The organism is Streptomyces sp. NBC_00370 (assembly GCF_036084755.1).
Classification (GTDB): Bacteria; Actinomycetota; Actinomycetes; order Streptomycetales; family Streptomycetaceae; genus Streptomyces.
On the sequence record NZ_CP107968.1, the window covers coordinates 7,958,906 to 7,978,097 of the forward strand.

A 19,192-nucleotide genomic window follows, 5' to 3' on the forward strand; every position below is an offset into this window, starting at 1 on the left:
CCCTGTGCCCACCCTTCGTGACACCCGCGCTCATGTTCCGGGTGGCGCCCCATGACCGAGCCTTCCGCCCCCGTGGTCGACGCCCCGCAGACCCCGCCCGGGCAACCGGCCGCCGAGAGCGCCGATCTCGCCGCCCAGCGCGTCGTCGGACTGCGCCACCCGTGGCGGTGGATCCTCACGGCGATCGTGCTGGTGGTCGTCGCGCAGGCCGTGCACGGCCTGGTGACCAACCCGTTCTACCAATGGGACAGGTTCGGCTACTGGTTCCTGCGCCCGGTGATCCTCGACGGGCTGCTGATCACCCTCAAGGTCGCCGCCTGGAGCGCGGTGCTCGGCCTGCTCGGCGGGGTGGTGCTCGCCCTGGGCCGGCTCTCGAAGAGCCCGGTGCTGCGCTCGGTCGCGTGGGTGTACATCTGGCTCTTCCGGTCCATCCCGCTGATCGTCGTGCTGCTCTTCCTCTACAACGTGAGCGCCCTGTACAAGACACTGAGCCTCGGCATCCCCTTCGGCCCCGGCTTCGTCCACTTCAGCGAGTCGAGCCTCGCCACCGACATGGTGGTGGCGATCGTCGGACTCAGCCTCAACGAGGCCGCCTACGCCGCCGAGGTGGTCAGGGCCGGTGTGCTCTCCGTCGACCAGGGCCAGCACGAAGCGGCGTCCGCGCTGGGGCTGCCCAAGGGCTACCAGTTCACCCGGATCGTCTTCCCGCAGGCGCTCAGGGCGATCGTGCCGTCCTACGTGAACCAGCTGATCGGGCTGATCAAAAGCACCTCACTGGTCTTCTACGTCTCCCTGCTGGACCTCTTCGGCCAGGTGCAGAGCATGGGCAGCACCTACCCCGGCGACATCGTGCCGCTGCTGATGGTGGCGACGCTCTGGTACGTGATCCTGACCAGCGTCGTCTCGGTCGTCCAGTACTACGTGGAGCGGTACTACTCCCGCGGCGCGCTGCGGACCGTACCGCCGACCCCGCTGCAGAAACTACGCGCCGGCATCAAGGCGTTGCGCGCCCGCATCGAGATCGGATCAGCGACATGACGAGCGTGACACCCGCGGCCGTGGAGATCCACGGGGCGCACAAGTGGTACGGCACGCACCGGGTGCTGACGGACGTCGATCTCACCGTCCTGCCGGGACAGGTCACCGTGATCATCGGGCCGTCGGGGTCCGGCAAGTCCACACTGCTCCGGGCCGTCAACCACCTGGAGAAGCTCGACATCGGGTATGTCAGTGTGAACGGCGAGCCGATCGGCGTACGCCACCAGGGCGGCCGGCTCAAGGAGATCAGCGAACGGGCGATCCTCGCCCAGCGCAGCCGGATCGGCTTCGTCTTCCAGAACTTCAACCTCTTCCCGCACCTGACCGTGCTGGACAACGTCGCAGCGGCCCCGGTGGCGACCCGGCGCAAGAGCCGTCCGCAGGCCCAGGAGCTGGCGCGGACCCTGCTGGAGCGGGTGGGGCTCGGCGACAAGGCCGACGCCTACCCGCGGCAGCTGTCCGGCGGCCAGCAGCAGCGGGTGGCCATCGCCCGGGCGCTCGCCCTGGAGCCCGGCGTCATCCTCTTCGACGAACCCACCTCGGCCCTCGACCCCGAACTCGTCGGGGAGGTGCTGGCCGTGATCAAGGATCTCGCCACCGGTGGTACGACGCTGATCGTCGTCACCCACGAGATCGGCTTCGCCCGCGAGGTGGCCGACCTGGTCGTCTTCATCGACGGCGGCCGCATTCTCGAACAGGGCACCCCCGACGAGGTGTTGGGCAATCCGCAGCATCCGAGGACCCGGGAGTTCCTGAGCCGCGTGCTGTGAACCCCGCCGCCCCCGACCGACCTTCCCCGTCCACCGAGCTCCAACTGAACCGACCGAGGATCATCATGCCGCAGACCCGTTCCAGACTCTTCCGGAGTGCCGCCGCCGCAGCGGCCGTCGCCGCCATGGCCACCGGCCTCGCCGCCTGCGGCAGCGACAGCGTCTCCGACGCGGGCTCGTCCGCCGCCGGCGCCGGTGCCAAGGGGAAGGTCGTCATCGGCGCGCTCTCCAACGGCGCGGCGCGGGAGACCACGCTCACCGTCCCCGAAGTGGCGTCCATCCGCGCAGGACTCCCCAAGGACCTGGTGAAGCGCGGCGAACTGACCATCGGTCTCGGCCTGCTGCCGTCCGGCTCGCCGCCGCTCGGCTACACCGGCAACGACCAGAAGACCCTGACCGGCTCGGAGCCGGACCTCGGCAGGCTCGTCGCCGCGGTCTTCGGGCTCAAGCCCGTGCTCGCCAACGCCACCTGGGACAACCTGTTCGTGGGCATCGACAGCGGCAAGAGCGACGTCGGCTTCTCCAACATCACCGACACCGAGGAGCGCAAGCAGAAGTACGACTTCGCCTGCTACCGGCAGGACAACCTCGGCTTCGAGGTGGTCAAGGACAGCACCTGGAACTTCGACGGCACCTACCGCAGCCTGGCAGGCAAGACGGTCGCCGTGGGCGCGGGCACCAACCAGGAGCGGATCCTGCTGCACTGGCGGGACCAGCTCAAGGCGGAGGGGAAGAAGCTCACCGTCAAGTACTTCCAGGAGAGCAACAGCACGTATCTCGCGCTGGCCTCCGGCCGGATCGACGCCTACTTCGCACCGAACCCGAGCGTCGCCTACCACACCGTGCAGACGGCGAAGACGCCCAAGGCCACCCGCAGCGCCGGCACGTACTCCGGCGCCGGCGCCACCCTCCAGGGGCTGATCTGCGCGACCACCAAGAAGGACAGCGGACTTGCCAAGCCGCTGTCCGAGGCGATCAACTATCTGATCAAGAACGGTCAGTACGACAAGTGGCTCGACGCCTGGCACCTGGACAACGAGGCGGTGCCCACGTCGAAGGTCAACCCGCCCGGACTCCCGAAGACCGACTCGTAGTCCGCGGGCACGGCCCCGGGCCACGAGAGGAGAACAACGCCATGGCACGACGGGTAGTCGTCATCGGCGGCGGTGTCATGGGGTCGTCAGCGGCCTGGCACCTCGCCGCACGGGGTGACCGGGTCACCCTCCTGGAACAGTTCCGGCCGGGCCACGACCGGGGCAGCTCGCACGGCAGCTCCCGGATCTTCCGCATCGCCTACGCGGACCCGTTCTACGTCTCGCTCGCGGTACGGGCGCTGCCGCTGTGGCAGCGGCTCGAGGAGGAGACGGGGACGTCCGTACTGACCCTCACCGGCTGCGTCGACCACGGTCCCGAGCAGGCGACCTCGGCGCTGCGCGACGTGCTCACCCTGGCCGGCCGGCCGAGCGAGACACTGAGCCCGGAGGCCGCGGCCGAGCGCTGGCCCGGCATCCGGGCCGACTCGACGGCGCTCTTCCACCCGGAGGCGGGACGGCTGAACGCCGACGCGGCCGTGGCGGCGCTCCAGCGGGCCGCCGAGCTGAAGGGCGCCGAGATCCGGCACGGCGTACGCGTCACCTCGCTGACCCACCGCGGTGGCGGTGTGGAATTGGTCACCGACCAGCAGGAGACATTCGCGGCGGACGCCGTCGTGTGCGCCGTGGGAGGCTGGGCACCGGCCACCCTGGGCCCCGTCGTACCGGGCCTGCCGCCGATGCGCGTCACGCAGGAGCAGCCGCTGCACTTCCCGGCGGCCGACGCGCTCGACTGGCCGAGCTTCATCCACCACGAGGGCGCGGGCCTGACCGTCGGCGGCGGTGTCTACGGACTGGGTAGTGTGGACGGTGTCAAAGCCGGATTCCACGGAGTGGGGCCCGTCGTCGACCCGGACCACCGGGACCGTACCGTCGACCCCGCGGCGCGCGAGCGCCTGGCGGAGTACGCGGCGAAGTGGCTGCCCGGGGTGGACGCCACCGCGCCGGCCGCCACCACCTGTCTCTACACCACCACCCCCGACCACGACTTCGTCATCGACCGGGCGGGTCCCGTCACCGTGCTCGCCGGCTTCTCGGGACACGGCTTCAAATTCGGCTCGGTCATCGGCGAACTCGCCGCAGGGCTCGTCCACGGCGAACCCGGCTCCCGCCGGTTCGCCCTCGGCAGGCACAGCGGCTGACCTCAGCGCGCAGCCGACCCCATCGAACGGAGTGTCACCACAGTCATGGCCACGACCACAGAGCCGCACATTCTCGACAACCCGGCCTGGGCCGCGCTGTCGGGGCCGCACGCCCACCTCGCCGAGCGCATCGGCTCGGCCGCACGCTACCCCTCCGACGTGTCGCCGTTCGTCGCGGTCGGCGACCCGCAGGAGCCGCACAGCTGGGCCGATCTGGCCGCGCTGATCGGCCCCGGCGGTACGACCGTGGTCACCGGCGTCGGTGACGTCCCCGACGGCTGGGAGACCCTGGATTCGGTGGCCGGCGTCCAGCTCGTCGCCACCGGCCTGCGCACCGAGGCCGACCCGGCGGCGGTACGGCTCGGTCCCGCCGACGTGCCGGACATGCTCGACCTGGTCGACCGCACCCGGCCCGGTCCCTTCCTGCCCCGCACGATCGTCCTCGGCGCGTACTACGGCATCCGCGAGGACGGCAAGCTCGTCGCGATGGCGGGGGAGCGGCTGCGGCTGCCCGGCTGGACCGAGATCAGCGCCGTCTGCACCGACGAGGCGTACCGGGGGCGGGGCCTCGCCGCCCGGCTGATCCGGCACGTCGGCGCCGGGATCGTCGCCCGGGGCGACACGCCGTTCCTGCACACGGCCGCGGGGAACACCAACGCCATCCGGCTCTACGAGGCGCTGGGCTTCACCCAGCGGCGCAACCCGCTGTTCCGTACGGTGCGGGCCCCGCAGGCCGGGTGACAGCCACCCCATACACGATGCGGCGAGGCGCCTGAGCGCCTCGCCGCTTTGTCGTTCTGTTGATCTGTCGTTCTGTCGCTATGCCGTGCGGAGCCGGCTCAGAAGGTGGCCGGCGGGTTCAGCTCGGACTTGGCGATGCCGGTGCCGGGCACGCCCCACTTCTTGAAGATCTTGGCGTAGTCGCCGTCGGCGATCAGCTTGTTGACGGCGTCGGTCAGGGCCTGGGCGACGGGGGAGCCCTTCTTCGTGACGAAGCCGACCGGGGTCGTGCTGACCTCGCCGAGGAACTTGGTCCCCGGCAGCCGCTTCTGGTCGTACTTGACCCCCAGCGTCGGACCGAAGTAGATGTCCACCTTGCCGTTGGCGAGCCCCAGGAAGATAGGCGCGGTGTCGGCGAAGTACGTCACCTTGTACGGCTTCTTGCCGGCCGCGGCGCACTTGGGCGCGCCGGTGGTGAGGATCTGCTGGAAGGTCGAGCCGGAGCTGGTCGCGATGTTCAGCCCGCACACGTCGGTGACGCTGGTCGCCTTGTCGATGTCCGCGTCCTTGGAGCCGAGGAAGGCCTGCCCGTCGCTGAGGTACGTGGCGAAGTCCACGACCTTCTCGCGGTCCTTGGTCACCCCGAAGTTGTCCTGGCCCACGTCGTACTTGCCGTTCTGCACACCGGGGATGACGGTGGGGAACGTGCCGTACCCCACCTTCCAGGTGATGCCGAGCACCTTGGCGACGGCGTTGCGCAGATCCACGTCGAGGCCGATGTCCTTGCCGTCCACCTGACCGCCGTGCGGCAGGTTGTTGGTCCCCGGCACGAGTGTGGTGCCCAGGGAGAGCGTGCCGCTCTCGCGGACGGCGGCCGGCAGTTTCGCGCTCAGCGCCGGGTCGGCCTTGATCGCCGAGACGACGTCCTCCTTCGGCACCGGCACATCGGCCGGCGCGCCGGCCTTCACGTCGGCCGCGGGCGAGCTGCCCGGGTCGGACGAGTCGCCGCAGGCGGCGAGCAGGGCGAGGGCGGCGGCCCCGGCGACGGTGGTGGCGGCGAGGCGCGGGACACGGCGGGCGAGCAGTCTTTCGGTGGTCACGATGTGCCTTTCGGAGGGTGGTGCCACAGCACAGGGGGTGGTGGCCGACGCGCGGAGCGGCCGGCGGAGACGATCGGGGGAGGTGTCAGAGGACCGCGGAGAGGAAGGTGCGGGCCCGCTCGTGCTGCGGGTTGGTCAGCACTTCGGCGGGGGGCCCCGATTCGATGATCCGGCCGCCGTCGAGGAAGACCATCGTGTCGGCGACCTCCCGCGCGAAGCCCATCTCGTGGGTGACCACGATCATGGTGTTGCCGCTGAGCGCCAGGTCCTTCATCACGGCGAGCACCTCACCGACGAGTTCCGGGTCGAGGGCGCTCGTCGGCTCGTCGAACAGCAGCAGCCGCGGCTCCATGGCCAGCGCGCGGGCGATGGCCACCCGCTGCTGCTGGCCGCCGGACATCTGCCGGGGGTACGAGTTCTCGCGGCCGGCGAGGCCCACCCGCGCGAGCAGTTCACGGGCCCGCTCGGCGGCCTGCTTCCTGCCGACACCGCGTACGGCCACGGGGGCCTCGGTGATGTTCTCCAGCACCGTCATGTGCGGGAAGAGGTTGAACTGCTGGAAGACCATGCCGACGTGCGCGCGCTGCTTGGTGATCGACCGCGCCCGCAGCTCGTGCAGCTTGCCGCCGTCGTGCCGGTAGCCGACGATGTCGCCGCCCACCTCGACGAAGCCGGCGTCGGGCCGCTCCAGATGATTGACGCAGCGCAGCAGGGTGGACTTGCCGGAGCCCGAGGGGCCCAGCATGACGGTCACTTCCCCTTCGCGCACGTCGAGGTCGATACCGTCCAGGACGGTGTGCGCGCCGAAACTCTTGCGCAGCCCCCGGATCCTTACGAGGGGTGTCTCGGCCCCGGTCATGACAGACCTCCCAGGTCGGCCTTGGTCCGTCCGAAGAGCGGAATGTTGCCCCGCGCGATCTGCCAGAAGCCGCGGCCCGAACGGCCGCCGCCCTGGCCGCGCTTGCTGCCGCGCGCGTAGTAACGCTCGACGTAGTACTGGCCGATCGACAGCAGGGTGGTGAGGATGATGTACCAGATGGTGGCGACCAGCAGCAGCGGCATGATCAGGTAGTTCTGGTTGTAGATCAGCTGCGCCGAGTAGAGCAGGTCCTGCACGGCGATCACGCTGACGATCGAGGTGGCTTTCAGCATGCCGATGAGCATGTTTCCCGAGGCGGGGATGATCGCCGGCATCGCCTGCGGCAACACGATCTTGCGGAAGATCCGGCCGCCGCCGAGCCCCAGCGCCTGCGCCGCCTCGGCCTGGCCCTGGTCGACGGCGAGGATGCCGCCCCTGACGATCTCGGCCGAGAACGCGGCCACGTCCAGCGTCAGCGCCACATACGCGGCGAGCACACCACTGAACAGGTGCGCCGTCTTGACCGTGACGAACTCGTGGCCGAAGGGGATGCCCAGCGACAACCGCGGGTAGAGCGAGGCCAGTTCGTACCAGAAGAGCAGCTGCACCAGCGGCGGCACCGACCGGATCAGCCATACGTAGCCGAAACTCAGGCCCCGCAGCACGGGGTTGGTGGAGAGCCGCATCGCCGCGATGCCGATGCCCAGCAGGTAGCCGCTGACCATGACGGCGGCGGTGAGCCACAACGTCAGCTCAAGGCCGCGCAGGATCGAGCTGCCCAGGAAGTAGCTCCCCACGACGTCCCACTGGAACCTCTTGTTGGTCACCAGTGTGTTCACCAGCATCGCGAACAGCACGAGCAGGACCAGGGCGGAGATCCACTGCCCGGGCCGGCGCAGCGGGACCAGTTTCGCCGCGAGGAGCTGCTGGTCGGTGGGTTTTTCGGCCAGTGCGGCGGTGGGTTCGCGTTGGAAGGTGTCCGGACTTGCCATGTCTCGTGCTTCCCGTCTCGTCGGGTGGCGCGACAGTGCGCAGCGGCGGGGATGGTGTGGGTACGACCGTGCGCGCCGCGGCGCGTTGCTACGCGTGCGACGTCGGGAAAGCGTGCCGTGTGCGTCTTCGGGCACGGCAGGGTGGGCGCTCGGCGCCTGAAGCGGGATGTGCGGTGCGGCGGTGGGTCAGTGGAGCCGGGAGATGCCCGGACACAGGGCGCTGTTCACGCGCAGCAGGTCAACATGGCGCCGCGAGACGCGCGACTGGAAGGATCCGGGACAGCGGGTGCGGCCACGCTCGTGTGTATGCATCTCCGCCTCCTCGGTCCGGTCCGGCTCCGCACGGGAGCACACAGTCAAAATCTCTGGCCAACGGTAACTGCCCGGTGACTTCCAGACAATCCCCGCTCAGGTGATCGTGCTCGCATCGTGCCCGGACGTCGGGGGATTGTGCCGGACGCCGATACGGAGTTACGGTTTGAGCAGGTTATGAGTGTCGGCAGACGGCTCCGGACGGGTGTCCGGACCCTACGGGCCGACCGGCAACCCCTCGGCGCTGCGGGGTGCTCCAGTCGAGGGTGGAGGTGACGGCAGTGCGAGCAGGATCCGACCGGGCCGTGACCGGCATCTTCCGCATCCGCGCCGTCGCGATGTTCTCCCGGCGCCACATCGATCTGCAGCGCGTCGCCGGCGCCCTGTGTCCGGCGTACGAGCACGCCGTCGCGCACAGCGCTCAAGCCTGAGCCTGAGCCGGACAGCTCCCCGCCGAGCGGCGCGGGGCTGAGCCGCGCGCGACCCACGGACGCACAGCGCCTCCCGGATTCCCGTTTCGCCGAACTCCGCCCGGACCCGTCACCGGCGCGGACGCCCTTCGGCGTGTTCCCGGTCGTCCGGTCACACGAGATTCCCGTTCGAGCAGGAAGCGGTACGCCATGCCCCGATCACCCTCAGCCCTCCATCTGGCCGTCGCACTCGACGGCGCGGGCTGGCATCCCGCGGCCTGGCGGGAGCCGGCCGCCCGGCCGGGCGAACTGTTCACCGCGCGCTACTGGGCCGATCTCGTCACCGAGGCCGAGCAGGGCCTGCTGGACCTCGTGACCATCGAGGACGCACTGAGCCTCCAGTCCACCGACCTGGACGGCCTCGACGGCAGGACCGACCAGGTACGGGGGCGGCTCGACGCGGTACTGATCGCCGCCCGGATCGCACCGCTGACCCGGCACATCGGCCTGGTGCCGACCACGGTGGTGACCCACACCGAGCCGTTCCACGTGTCCAAGGCGATCGCCACCGTCGACTTCGTCAGCGGCGGCCGCGCCGGCGTCCGGGTGAAGGTGTCCGGGCGCGGCGACGAAGCCGCCCACTTCGGCCGCCGTACCGTGCCCCGCCTGCGCGTCGATGAGCTGGACACACCGGCGGGCCGCGCCGCGCTCAAGGAACTCTTCGACGAGGCCGCCGACTACGTCGAGGTGCTGCGCAGACTCTGGGACAGCTGGGAGGACGACGCGGAGATCCGTGACGCCGCCACCGGTCGCTTCATCGACCGCGAGAAGTTGCACTACATCGACTTCGAGGGCGACAGGTTCAGCGTCAAGGGACCCTCCATCACCCCGCGCCCGCCGCAGGGCCAGCCGATCGTGTCGGCCCTGGCACACAGGACCGAGCCGTTCCGGCTGGTCGCCCGCTCGGCCGACCTCGGATTCGTCACCCCGCGCGACACCGCGCACGCCACGGAGATCGTCACCGAGATCCGCGAGGCGCAGACCGCCGCCGGACGGGCCGACGAGACGGTCCACGTCTTCGGCGACCTGGTGGTGTTCATCGACGACGACCCGGCGGCCGCCGCCGACCGGAAGGCCGCGCTGGACGAGCGCGCCGGCGCCCCGTACACCAGCGACGCGCGGGTCTTCACCGGTACCCCCGCCCAACTGGCGGATCTGCTCCAGGACTTGCAGCAGGCGGGACTGACCGGATTCCGGCTGCGGCCCGGCACCCTGCCGCACGACCTGACCGCGATCACCCGCGGGCTCGTGCCCGAACTCCAGCGCCGTGGTGCGTTCCGCACCGAATACCGGGCGGACACCCTGCGCGGGCTGCTCGGCCTCACCCGTCCCGTCAACCGCTACGCCGACGTCTGAGGCCAGGCCACGCCTCGACGAGACACCGCAGTTGAGACGACCGCAGCGCAGACGCCCGCAAAGACGAAGGACGCACCTCGTATGAGCAAGCCCCTGAAGCAGATCCATCTGGCAGCGCACTTCCCCGGAGTCAACAACACCACCGTCTGGACCGACCCGGCGTCCGGCAGCCAGATCGACTTCAGCTCTTTCGCCCATCTCGCCCGCACCGCCGAACGCGCCAAGTTCGACTTCCTGTTCCTCGCCGAAGGTCTGCGGCTGCGCGAGCAGAACAACCAGATCTACGACCTGGACGTGGTCGGCCGGCCCGACACCTTCACCGTGCTGAGCGCGCTCGCCGCCGTCACGGACAAGCTCGGCCTGGCCGGCACCATCAACTCCACCTTCAACGAACCGTACGACGTGGCACGGCAGTTCGCGTCCCTGGACCATCTGTCGGCCGGCCGCGCCGCGTGGAACGTCGTCACCTCCTGGGACGAGTTCACCGGGCAGAACTTCCGCCGCGGCGGCTATCTGGCCCAGGAGGACCGCTACGAGCGTGCCCGGCAGTTCCTCGCCGCCACCTGGGAGCTGTTCGACTCCTGGCAGGGTGACGAGATCGTCGCCGACAAGGAGTCCGGGACCTTCCTGAAGAACCCGGCGCCGGGACGATTCGACCACCACGTCAGCCAGTTCGACATCAGCGGTCACTTCGACGTCCCGCGCAGCCCGCAGGGCCGGCCGGTGATCTTCCAGGCGGGGGACTCCGAGGAGGGCCGGGAGTTCGCCGCCGCCGGCGCCGACGCCATCTTCACCCGGCACGGCACCCTGGAGGACGGCCGGGCGTTCTACGCCGACGTCAAACGGCGCCTCGCCCGCTACGGCCGCTCGCCCGACGACCTGAAGATCCTGCCCGGTGTCACCTACGTGCTCGGTGACACCGACGCCGAGGCGCGGGAGCGCGCGGACGTCGTCCGCCACCAGCAGGTCAGCGGGCAGACCGCGATCAAGTTCCTGGAACAGCTCTGGAACCGGGACCTCAGCTCCTACGACCCCGACGGGCCGCTGCCCGCCATCGACCCGCTGGTCGGCGAGAACACCGTCGCACGCGGCCGGGCCAGTGTCCGGATGCACCGCGATCCGCTCGCCACGGCGGCGCAGTGGCGCGCCCTGGCCGAGGAGAAGAAGCTCTCGATCCGCGAGCTGATCATCGAGGTGACCGGCCGGCAGTCGTTCATCGGCAGCCCCGCCACGGTCGCCGACGCGCTCGACGAGTTCGTGCAGACCGACGCGGGCGACGGCTTCATCCTCGTACCGCACCTGGTCCCCGGCGGCCTCGACGAGTTCGCCGACACGGTCGTACCGCTGCTCCAGGAGCGCGGGGTGTTCCGCACCGAGTACGAGGGCGACACCCTGCGCGACCACCTCGGGCTCGGGGAACTGCGCGCCGGGGACGCCGACAGGAGGGCGGCCTCGTGAAGTTCCTGGCCATCACCCTGATCGTGCATGCCCCGGACCCCACCACCGGTGTGCGCAAATCCACCCAGGACCGGTTCCGCGAAGTGATCGGCAACGCGCTGCTCGCCGAGGAGCTGGGCTTCGACGGCTTCGGTGTCGGCGAGCGGCACGAGCGCCCGTTCATCTCGTCGTCCCCGCCGGTGGTGCTCAGCCATCTGGCCGCGCTGACCAAGCGGATACGGCTGTTCACCGCGGTGACGACGCTGAGCCTGCTCGACCCGGTGCGCGCCTACGAGGACTACGCCACGCTGGACCATCTGTCCCAGGGCCGGCTCGAACTGATCATCGGCAAGGGGAACGGCGCGGCGCAGCGCGAGCTGTTCCACGTCACGCCCGACGACCAGTGGGACCGCAACGCCGAGTCGTACGAGCTGTTCCGGCAGATCTGGCGCAACGACAAGGTCACCGCTTCGCCCCGGTTCCGCGGCTCGTTGGAGGACGCCGAGGTCTGGCCCCGGCCGCTCCAGCAGCCGGTACGGGTCTGGCACGGCAGCGCGACCAGCCAGGAGTCGGTGGATCTCGCGGCGCGCTACGGCGATCCGCTGTTCTCCGCCAACGTCACCAACCCGATCGAGCCGTACGCGGAACTGGTCCGGTACTACCGCGAGCGGTGGGCGCACTACGGGCACGACCCGGCGCTCGCCACGGTCGGCGCCGGGTCGGCCGGGTCGTACACGGCGCGTACGTCGCAGCAGGCGCTCGCCGACTACCGCCCCGTCTTCGAGGGCCAGTTGGCCATGCAGAAGCGGCTCGGCGCCGATCCGGTCTTCACCACGCTGGAGGACTTCGTCGAGCGCAGCTCCGCGCTGGTCGGCAGTCCGCAGCAGGTGATCGAGAAGGTGCACCGGTATCACGAGCAGTTCGGCCACACCGTGCTCCATGTGCACGCCGACGCGAGCGGGCTCACCGACGCCCAGCACCGCGACAGCCTGGAGCTGTTCCAGTCGGACGTCGCCCCCGTCCTGCGCCGCGAGATCCCCGACCCGCCGTGGAACTGGGGCCCGGTCGTGCCCGAACTCGCCGCCCACTGACGCCGCCCACCGACGCCGCCCACCGACAGGGAGTATCCCGTGGCCAACACACCTCTCGCGGTACTGGACCTCGTGCCGATCTCCTCCGGCTCGGACGCCGCCCAGGCACTGCGTAACAGCATCGACCTGGCGCGGCACGCCGAGCGGCTGGGCTACGCCCGCTACTGGTTCGCCGAACACCATCTCAACCCCGGCGTCGCCGGTACGTCCCCCGCCGTGCTGCTGGCCCTGACCGCCGCGGCGACCTCCACCATCAGACTCGGCTCCGGGGCCGTGCAGCTCGGCCATCGCACCGCGCTCGCCACCGTCGAGGAGTTCGGGCTGCTCGACACCGCGTACCCCGGCCGGTTCGACCTCGGCCTCGGCAGGTCGGGCGGCAAACCGCCGGCCACGACGGACGCCCCGCCGGTCGTGACGGACGTCGTCGACGGCCGCACCCCCGGCGGGCTCAGAATCCCGGCCAGGTTCTCCTTCGAGCACCTGCTGAAGTCGCCGCGCTTCGTCCTGCACAAGAAGCTGCTCCAGCAGCCGGGCGCCGAATCCCAGCCCTACGACGAGCAGATAGCCGACATCCTCGCGCTGCTGGACGGTACGTACACCGCCGACAACGGCGTGGAGGCGCATATCGTGCCCGGCGAGGGTGCCGACCTCCAGGTGTGGATCCTGGGCAGCAGCGCGGGGATCAGCGCACAGGTCGCCGGCGCCAACGGGCTGCGGTTCGCCGCGAATTACCACGTCAGCCCGGCCACCGTACTGGAGGCGGCGGCGGGTTACCGCGCCGCCTTCAAGCCGTCGGCCGAGCTGGACCGGCCGTACGTCAGCGTCTCGGCCGACGTGGTCGTCGCCGAGGACGAGGCCACGGCGCGTGAGCTGGCCACCGGCTACGGCCTGTGGGTGCGCAGCATCCGCAGCGGCGAGGGCGCCATCCAGTTCCCCACCCCGGAGGAGGCACGCGCCCACCCCTGGACGCCGGAGGACACGGCGCTGGTCGCCGACCGGGTGGAGACCCAGTTCGTCGGCACACCGGGGCAGGTCGCCGACCAGCTGGAGATCCTCAGGGACGCCACCGGCGCCGACGAGCTGGTCATCACCTCGATCACCCACGACCACGCCGACCGCGTCCGTACGTACGAGCTGCTCGCCGAGGAATGGGGCGGGCGATGAGCGTGACCCGGACACGATGCCTGGACGCGGCGCCGCCGGCGCTGCAACCCGCCGAGTTGCGCCGGGTGTTCGGCGCTTTCCCCACCGGGGTCACCGCGATCGCCGCCCTCGCCGACGGGGCGCCGGTCGGCCTCGCCGCGAGTTCGTTCACCTCCGTGTCGCTCGACCCGCCGCTGGTGTCGGTGTGCGTGGCCCACAGCTCGACCACCTGGCCCGTGCTGCGCGACCGGGACCGGCTCGGGGTCAGCGTGCTCGGCGCCCACCAGGAGGCCGCCGGACGGCAGTTGGCGGCGCGCGGCGCCGACAGGTTCGCCGGGCTCGGCTGGCGCGCGACCCCTGCGGGGGCGGTGCTGATCGACGGCGCGAGCGCCTGGTTCGACTGCTCCGTCGAGCAGCACATCCGGGCGGGCGACCACGACATCGTCCTGCTGCGCGTCCACGCGCTGGACGCCGATCACTCGGTGGTGCCGCTGGTGTTCCACGCCAGCCGGTTCCGCCGGCTCGAAGCAGATCTCTAGGGAGCCGACATGACCATCCAGGACACCGACCGGGCGGGCTTCGTCCAGCAGTGGGAGAAGTGGCACGAGGAACACGAGCGGTCGCTGGCCGACCCGCACGGCTTCCTCGCCGTCACCAGCCTGCGCTGGCTGGACGCCGAGCCCGCCCGATTCCCCGACGCGCCGGGCGTCTGGTCGACCACCGAGGACGGCGTGGTCGTCGAGCTGGCCGAGGGGGAGGAGCTGACCGTCGACGGCGAGGTGGTGCAGGGCAGGCACAGCTTCGGCGTCATCGCCGAGCGGGGCAGTGTGTACGCGGTGGCCGGCGACGCGGTGATCGAGGTCGCCAAACGCGGCGGCCACGACATCGTGCGCCCGCGCCACCCGGAGAACCCGCTGCGGGTCGAGCACACCGACACCCCGGCCTACGCCCCCGACCCGCTCTGGGCGCGCACCGGCCGCTACGTCCCCTTCGACGCACCGCGCGCGGTGACCGTGGGGGCAGCGGTCGAAGGGCTCCAGCATGTCTACGACGCCCCGGGCCAGGTCGAGTTCGAGGTGGCCGGTACCACACACCGGCTGACCGCCTTCAACGGCCGCGCGCCCGGCAGCCTGCTGGTGCTCTTCACCGACGCCACCTCCGGTGTGACGACGTACGCGGCGAACCGAGCCCTGGCGGTGGACGCCCCCGACGAACAGGGCGCGGTGGTCGTGGACTTCAACCGCGCGACGAACCTGCCCTGCGCCTACACCGACCTGGCCACCTGCCCGCTGCCGCCGGCCGAGAACCGGCTGCCGGTCGCGGTCGAGGCGGGCGAGAAGATCCCGCTGGAGCGCATCGGCTGACGAAGCGGCGTACGGCCCGGGTCAGTGCACCGACTCGGGCCGCAGCCCGCTGATGAGGAAATTCACGAGCCGATCCGCCTGTTCCCGCGGCACCTGCTCGCTCGCCCAGGCCGCCGCGTTCATCAGCGCCGACACGTCGTCGCCCGTGGCGTCGTCCCGTACGACCCCCGCCTCGTGCGCCCGCGCCACGAGCCGGTCCGTGAGGTCGGCCATCCGCAGACAGGACGCGTGCAGCTCCGACGTCTCGTCGCCCCGTCCTTCGGCCAGCAACCCGGCCAGCCCCCGGTACGCGGCGGCGTGGGCCACCACCGCGCGGATCCAGCCGCTGAGGCCTTCCTGCGCCGACGCGTGGGTGAGCAGTTCCTCCCCGAACGCGAACAGCGTGCCGTGCCGCTCGCGCAGCAGCGCGCCGGCCAGGGCCACCCGGTTGGGGAAGTGCCCGTACAGCGTCCCGATCGCGACCCCCGCCTGACGTGCGATGCCGTCCAGCGGCGCCGCCGTGCCGTGTTCCCTGAAGGCGGTGTCGGCCACGGCCAGCAGGCGCTCGTAGTTGCGCCGGGCGTCGGCCCGTGGGCGCCGTGGGCGGGGCGTGCTCATACGCGGTACCTCTGTTAATTCGAGGGTGCCTCGACATACTATTTCGAGGAGGGCTCACTTTAGTCGATGCCGGGGAGAAGCGATGATCTTGGTGACGGGTGCGACCGGATCCGTCGGCGGCCATCTGGTGCGACGGCTGCGGCAGGACGGCGTGCCGTTCAAGGCGCTGGTGCGGGACGCGGCCAAAGGGCGCTCGCTGGGCTGCGACACCGTCCTCGGGGATTTCGACGACCCCGGCTCGATCGAGGCGGCCCTGGCGGGAGTTGACCGGCTCTTCCTGAACACGGCGGGCGCCGAGCCGGTGGAAGGCGAGCAGCCCATGGTGCGCCGGCAGAAGGCGGCCGTGGACGCCGCGGTGCGGGCCGGGGTGTCGAGCGTCGTGAAGGTGTCGGTCTGGCACGCCAGGGAAGGCGGCAAGCTCGCCGAAGGGGCGCACTGGCCGGCCGATCAGCATCTGAAGGCGTCCGGCCTGGGCTGGTCCCTGCTCCGGCCCAGCGGATTCATGCAGAACTTCCTGGCGCGCGGGGGTGTCTTCACCGCCGGAGGCGACTTCATCGGCGCGCCAGGCGACAGTCGCGTCTCCTACATCGACTGCCAGGACATCGCCGACTGCGCTGCGCGATTGCTCGTCGGCCCGGACCGCGGCAATGCGGCCTACGTGCTCACCGGCCCGCAGGCGCTCAGCCAGAGCGAGATCGCCGAGGAGCTGTCCGTCGCGTTGGGCAGGCGCGTACGGTACGTCGACCTCGCGCCTGCCGACCTGGCGGCCTCGCTCACCGTGCGGGGTGTGCCGGCACGCTTCGCCGCCGATGTCGCCGAGTTGTGGGGCGCGGTGGGCAGGGGCGCGCAGGCGACCACGACGACGGCGGTGCGGGAGCTGACGGGCCACGAGGCCCGGACGTTCGCGGAGTTCGTGCGCCGCCACCGCGACGCCCTGCGTGCGGTGTCAGGGCGCTGACGGCGGTTCGACGCTGGCCAGCCAGCGGGTGAGCAGCGTCTCCAGCTGCGCCGCCTCCTCCGGGGTCAGCGCGTCCAGCAGACGGCGCTCGCCCAGCATGTGCTCGGTGAACGCCCGGTCGATCAGCTCCCGGCCCGCCGGGGTGAGCGCGACCACCCGTCCCCTGCCGTCGCCCGCCGAGCGGCGGCGGGTGACGAGACCGCCGCGCTCCAGGCGGTCGACCCGTTTGGTCATGGCGCCGGTCGTGACCATCGTGTGCGAGGCCAGCTCGCCGGGGGCCCGCTCGTACGGCTCCCCGGCCCGTCTGAGCGCGGCCAGCACGTCGAACTCCCCCTCGCTCAGCCCGTATCGGCGGTAGACGAGGCAGAGCTGTTCGGTGAGCAGCGCGCCGAGGCGGTGCAGCCTGCCGATCACCCCCTGCGGGCGCACATCGACGTCGGGGCGCTCGCGCGCCCACGCGGCCTGGATACGGGCGACATGGTCGAGAGAATCGGACACCCCCGCACTATATCTTCCGGGGAAGTTATAATGGCTTCCATGGAAGCTACTTTGCGATGGGCGCTGATCACGGCGATCGCGCCCGTGGCCTGGGGCACGAACTACTTCGTCACCCACGAGTACCTCCCGGCCGGCGCGCCGCTCTACGGGGCCGCCGTCAGGGCGCTGCCTGCCGGGCTGCTGCTCCTGCTGGTCCGCCGTCAACTGCCGCACGGCTCCTGGTGGTGGAAGTCGCTGGTGCTCGGCGTGCTCAACATCGGCGCGTTCTTCGTCCTGGTCTATCTCGCCGCCCAGCTGCTGCCGACCAGCATCGCCTCGTCCGTCATGGCCACCTCGCCCCTGGTCATGACGGCCCTCGCCTGGGGGCTGCTCGCCGAGCGCCCACGGCTGCCGCAGCTGGCCGGCGCCGGGGTCGGGATCGGCGGGGTGTGTCTGATGCTGCTCGCCGGTACGGGGGACGTGGACGGCGCGGGCGTCCTCGCCTCCGTCGGGGCCATGCTCATGTCGTCACTCGGCTACGTACTCGCCAAGCGGTGGAGCGCCGAGGTCGACGTCCTCGCCTCGACGTCCTGGCAGCTCCTCGCCGGCGGCCTGCTGCTGGTCCCCTTCGCCGTCGCCACGGAAGGCGCGCCGCCGGCCCTCGACGGTCCGGCGCTGCTCGGCTTCGGCTACGTCACCTTCGTGGCGACGGCGCTGGCGTTCGCCGCCTGGTTCGCCGGACTGCGCCGGCTGCCTGCGGCGACCGTCGGCCTTGTCGGGCTGCTGAACCCGGTCACCGGCGTACTCCTCGGCATGGCCGTCGCCGGTGAGGTGCTCACGGGACGGCAGTGGTGCGGCCTCGCCCTGGTCCTGGCCGGCATCCTCCTGGGCGGTTCGCGCCGTTCGCGCCGGACGCGTGACGTACCCCGTACGGCGCCGGAACCGTTCTCACCATACGAGATGACTGACGGCAAGCAGCCGGGCACTCTTGACGGGGCGGCCAGGACGGCCGGAGACTCAAGGCTGGGACTCTAGCGAACGGGTAGGGCGACATGGGACGACCGGAGCTCGGCATCGACCGCACCTCCGCCATCGACCCGTCCATCCTGCTGACGTCCCGCCGCCACATCGACCTCCTGCGCGTCTGCAGCGCGGCAGGTCCCCTCGTCTGACGCGGCAACGGCGCCCCGTCGCCGTTCTGCACCGTGCGCGCGATCCTCGCCGGCCCGCAGAACGTGCCTCTTCCCCGCACACCCTCCATCACGTACGCGTTCGCACACCCACGCGTTCCGTCACGTACGCCTGCCCGCAGCACCAGCCTCCGGACCGAGGGAGACGCATGTCCGCCACATCTCCGACAGCAGAGCCGTCAGTCATCCGCGGAAGGATCGGGTGCGACGCGCGCAGCGGCCACTACCCGGTGCCGCGCCGCTACCGCCTCCACCTCTCGCCATCCTGTCCCTACTGTCTGCAGATCGCCGTCACCCACAGCCTGCTCGAACTCGGCGACGCCCTCCCCGTGACCCTGCTCCCCGCCGTCCCCGACGCGCCCGAAGGCGGCTACACCGCGCTGCGCCCCCTCTACGAGGCCAGCTCGCACCACTATCCGGGGCCCGTCCTCGCCCCGGTGCTCAGCGACACCTGGACGGGGCGGCTGGTCAGCACGTACGCCCCCGACATCCTGCTCGACCTCGCCGAACGCTTCGGCGGCGCGGCTCCCGCGCTGCGCCCGCGCGGCACGGAGCGGGAGATCGACGAGCTCACCCGGCTCTGCGAACAGGACATCAACCAATCGGCGCGCCGCGCCGGCCGGCGCGACGCCGACTGCGCGACACGGGACAGCGCCCTGCGGACCCTGTTCCGCGCCCTCGACACGCTGGAGGAGCAGCTGGCGGGCCGTGCGTACGTGCTGGGCGACGACGGACCGACCGCCGCCGACGTGCAGGTCTGGGTGGCACTGCTGCTCCTCGACACCGTGCACCGCCCGCACCTGGGCGCCGCTGCCGCGCAGTGCGTCGCCGACTACCCGAACCTGTGGGCGTACGCCGAACGGCTCTCGGCCCACCGGGAGTTCGGCGCACAGCTCCATCTGGACGCCATCCAGCAGCGGCACCACACACACCACGGCTGCCCGCCGCACACCGACACCACCACACTCGTCGACTGGGCCGCCCACGAAACGCGGTACGCGCCCGCCGGCAGCCCGGTCGAGTCGGGCTGCTGACAGGCGCGCGGGCGGGCGCGGACGGACAACCGAGAGCGGGGGAGGGCCCGG

General features: G+C 71.1%; 22 protein-coding genes. 16 read left to right on the top strand and 6 right to left on the bottom strand.

Annotated elements, in window-relative coordinates:
* The first annotated feature begins 51 nt into the window (after positions 1-51).
* The 5 genes from OHS57_RS34835 (at position 52) to OHS57_RS34855 (ending at position 4,782) form a co-directional block, all read left to right on the top strand.
* Positions 52-1,038: an amino acid ABC transporter permease gene (locus tag OHS57_RS34835; protein ID WP_041994495.1), complete on the top strand. Its 987-nt coding sequence runs from the start codon at positions 52-54 to the stop codon at positions 1,036-1,038.
* The gene (locus tag OHS57_RS34840; RefSeq protein WP_041994497.1) at positions 1,035-1,808 is read left to right on the top strand and encodes an amino acid ABC transporter ATP-binding protein; all 774 of its coding nucleotides are present in this window, start codon (positions 1,035-1,037) and stop codon (positions 1,806-1,808) included. Before OHS57_RS34835 ends, OHS57_RS34840 begins: the two co-directional genes overlap by 4 nt.
* A 65-nt stretch (positions 1,809-1,873) precedes the next feature.
* Entirely contained in the window at positions 1,874-2,902 is a 1,029-nt protein-coding gene (locus OHS57_RS34845) for an ABC transporter substrate-binding protein (protein WP_328584537.1), read from the top strand.
* A gap of 41 nt (positions 2,903-2,943) precedes the next feature.
* A complete protein-coding gene (locus OHS57_RS34850; RefSeq protein WP_328584538.1) occupies positions 2,944-4,041 on the top strand; it encodes an FAD-dependent oxidoreductase in 1,098 nt (365 codons plus the stop codon).
* 45 nt (positions 4,042-4,086) lie between these two features.
* Entirely contained in the window at positions 4,087-4,782 is a 696-nt protein-coding gene (locus tag OHS57_RS34855) for a GNAT family N-acetyltransferase (protein ID WP_328584539.1), read from the top strand.
* 98 nt (positions 4,783-4,880) lie between these two features.
* On the opposite strand, the gene OHS57_RS34860 is transcribed toward OHS57_RS34855, so the two are convergent.
* The 4 genes from OHS57_RS34860 to OHS57_RS37835 form a co-directional block, all read right to left on the bottom strand.
* Positions 4,881-5,861, bottom strand: coding sequence for a transporter substrate-binding domain-containing protein (locus tag OHS57_RS34860; protein WP_198533366.1), 981 nt, complete (start codon positions 5,859-5,861; stop codon positions 4,881-4,883).
* Between the two features lie 85 nt (positions 5,862-5,946).
* Positions 5,947-6,720, bottom strand: coding sequence for an amino acid ABC transporter ATP-binding protein (locus OHS57_RS34865; RefSeq protein ID WP_041994503.1), 774 nt, complete (start codon positions 6,718-6,720; stop codon positions 5,947-5,949).
* A complete protein-coding gene (locus tag OHS57_RS34870; RefSeq protein ID WP_328584540.1) occupies positions 6,717-7,712 on the bottom strand; it encodes an amino acid ABC transporter permease in 996 nt (331 codons plus the stop codon). Before OHS57_RS34870 ends, OHS57_RS34865 begins: the two co-directional genes overlap by 4 nt.
* A 186-nt stretch (positions 7,713-7,898) precedes the next feature.
* On the bottom strand, positions 7,899-8,024 hold the full coding sequence (locus tag OHS57_RS37835) for a putative leader peptide (RefSeq protein WP_277816772.1): 126 nt from the start codon (positions 8,022-8,024) through the stop codon (positions 7,899-7,901).
* A gap of 281 nt (positions 8,025-8,305) precedes the next feature.
* Here OHS57_RS37835 and OHS57_RS34875 point away from each other — a divergent pair, with 281 nt between their 5' ends.
* The 7 genes from OHS57_RS34875 (at position 8,306) to OHS57_RS34905 (ending at position 14,885) form a co-directional block, all read left to right on the top strand.
* Positions 8,306-8,455, top strand: a complete 150-nt coding sequence (locus OHS57_RS34875; protein ID WP_198533447.1) for a putative leader peptide — start codon at positions 8,306-8,308, stop codon at positions 8,453-8,455.
* 189 nt (positions 8,456-8,644) lie between these two features.
* Positions 8,645-9,850, top strand: a complete 1,206-nt coding sequence (locus OHS57_RS34880; RefSeq protein WP_328584541.1) for an LLM class flavin-dependent oxidoreductase — start codon at positions 8,645-8,647, stop codon at positions 9,848-9,850.
* Between the two features lie 81 nt (positions 9,851-9,931).
* A complete protein-coding gene (locus OHS57_RS34885; protein ID WP_041994509.1) occupies positions 9,932-11,308 on the top strand; it encodes an NtaA/DmoA family FMN-dependent monooxygenase in 1,377 nt (458 codons plus the stop codon).
* On the top strand, positions 11,305-12,378 hold the full coding sequence (locus OHS57_RS34890) for an LLM class flavin-dependent oxidoreductase (protein WP_041994512.1): 1,074 nt from the start codon (positions 11,305-11,307) through the stop codon (positions 12,376-12,378). The genes OHS57_RS34885 and OHS57_RS34890 overlap by 4 nt, the downstream gene beginning before the upstream one ends.
* Positions 12,379-12,417: 39 nt before the next feature.
* On the top strand, positions 12,418-13,542 hold the full coding sequence (locus tag OHS57_RS34895) for an LLM class flavin-dependent oxidoreductase (RefSeq protein ID WP_328584542.1): 1,125 nt from the start codon (positions 12,418-12,420) through the stop codon (positions 13,540-13,542).
* A complete protein-coding gene (locus tag OHS57_RS34900) occupies positions 13,539-14,060 on the top strand; it encodes a flavin reductase family protein (RefSeq protein ID WP_328584543.1) in 522 nt (173 codons plus the stop codon). Before OHS57_RS34895 ends, OHS57_RS34900 begins: the two co-directional genes overlap by 4 nt.
* A gap of 9 nt (positions 14,061-14,069) precedes the next feature.
* The gene (locus tag OHS57_RS34905; protein WP_041994518.1) at positions 14,070-14,885 is read left to right on the top strand and encodes a DUF1684 domain-containing protein; all 816 of its coding nucleotides are present in this window, start codon (positions 14,070-14,072) and stop codon (positions 14,883-14,885) included.
* A gap of 21 nt (positions 14,886-14,906) precedes the next feature.
* On the opposite strand, the gene OHS57_RS34910 is transcribed toward OHS57_RS34905, so the two are convergent.
* The gene (locus OHS57_RS34910) at positions 14,907-15,482 is read right to left on the bottom strand and encodes a TetR/AcrR family transcriptional regulator (RefSeq protein ID WP_328584544.1); all 576 of its coding nucleotides are present in this window, start codon (positions 15,480-15,482) and stop codon (positions 14,907-14,909) included.
* Positions 15,483-15,564: 82 nt separating this feature from the next.
* Here OHS57_RS34910 and OHS57_RS34915 point away from each other — a divergent pair, with 82 nt between their 5' ends.
* The gene (locus tag OHS57_RS34915; protein WP_328584545.1) at positions 15,565-16,440 is read left to right on the top strand and encodes an NmrA family NAD(P)-binding protein; all 876 of its coding nucleotides are present in this window, start codon (positions 15,565-15,567) and stop codon (positions 16,438-16,440) included.
* On the opposite strand, the gene OHS57_RS34920 is transcribed toward OHS57_RS34915, so the two are convergent.
* A complete protein-coding gene (locus OHS57_RS34920) occupies positions 16,429-16,938 on the bottom strand; it encodes a MarR family winged helix-turn-helix transcriptional regulator (protein WP_041994527.1) in 510 nt (169 codons plus the stop codon). The two genes, OHS57_RS34915 and OHS57_RS34920, sit on opposite strands and share 12 nt — an antisense overlap.
* 39 nt (positions 16,939-16,977) lie before the next feature.
* Between OHS57_RS34920 and OHS57_RS34925 the strand changes: the two genes are divergently transcribed.
* The 3 genes from OHS57_RS34925 (at position 16,978) to OHS57_RS34930 (ending at position 19,141) form a co-directional block, all read left to right on the top strand.
* Positions 16,978-17,952, top strand: coding sequence for an EamA family transporter (locus OHS57_RS34925; protein ID WP_328584546.1), 975 nt, complete (start codon positions 16,978-16,980; stop codon positions 17,950-17,952).
* A 17-nt stretch (positions 17,953-17,969) separates the two neighbouring features.
* Positions 17,970-18,089, top strand: a complete 120-nt coding sequence (locus tag OHS57_RS37840) for a putative leader peptide (RefSeq protein ID WP_443043019.1) — start codon at positions 17,970-17,972, stop codon at positions 18,087-18,089.
* Between the two features lie 167 nt (positions 18,090-18,256).
* Complete coding sequence (locus OHS57_RS34930) at positions 18,257-19,141, top strand: glutathione S-transferase C-terminal domain-containing protein (protein ID WP_041994532.1); 885 nt, start codon at positions 18,257-18,259, stop codon at positions 19,139-19,141.
* The last annotated feature ends 51 nt before the right edge of the window (positions 19,142-19,192 follow it).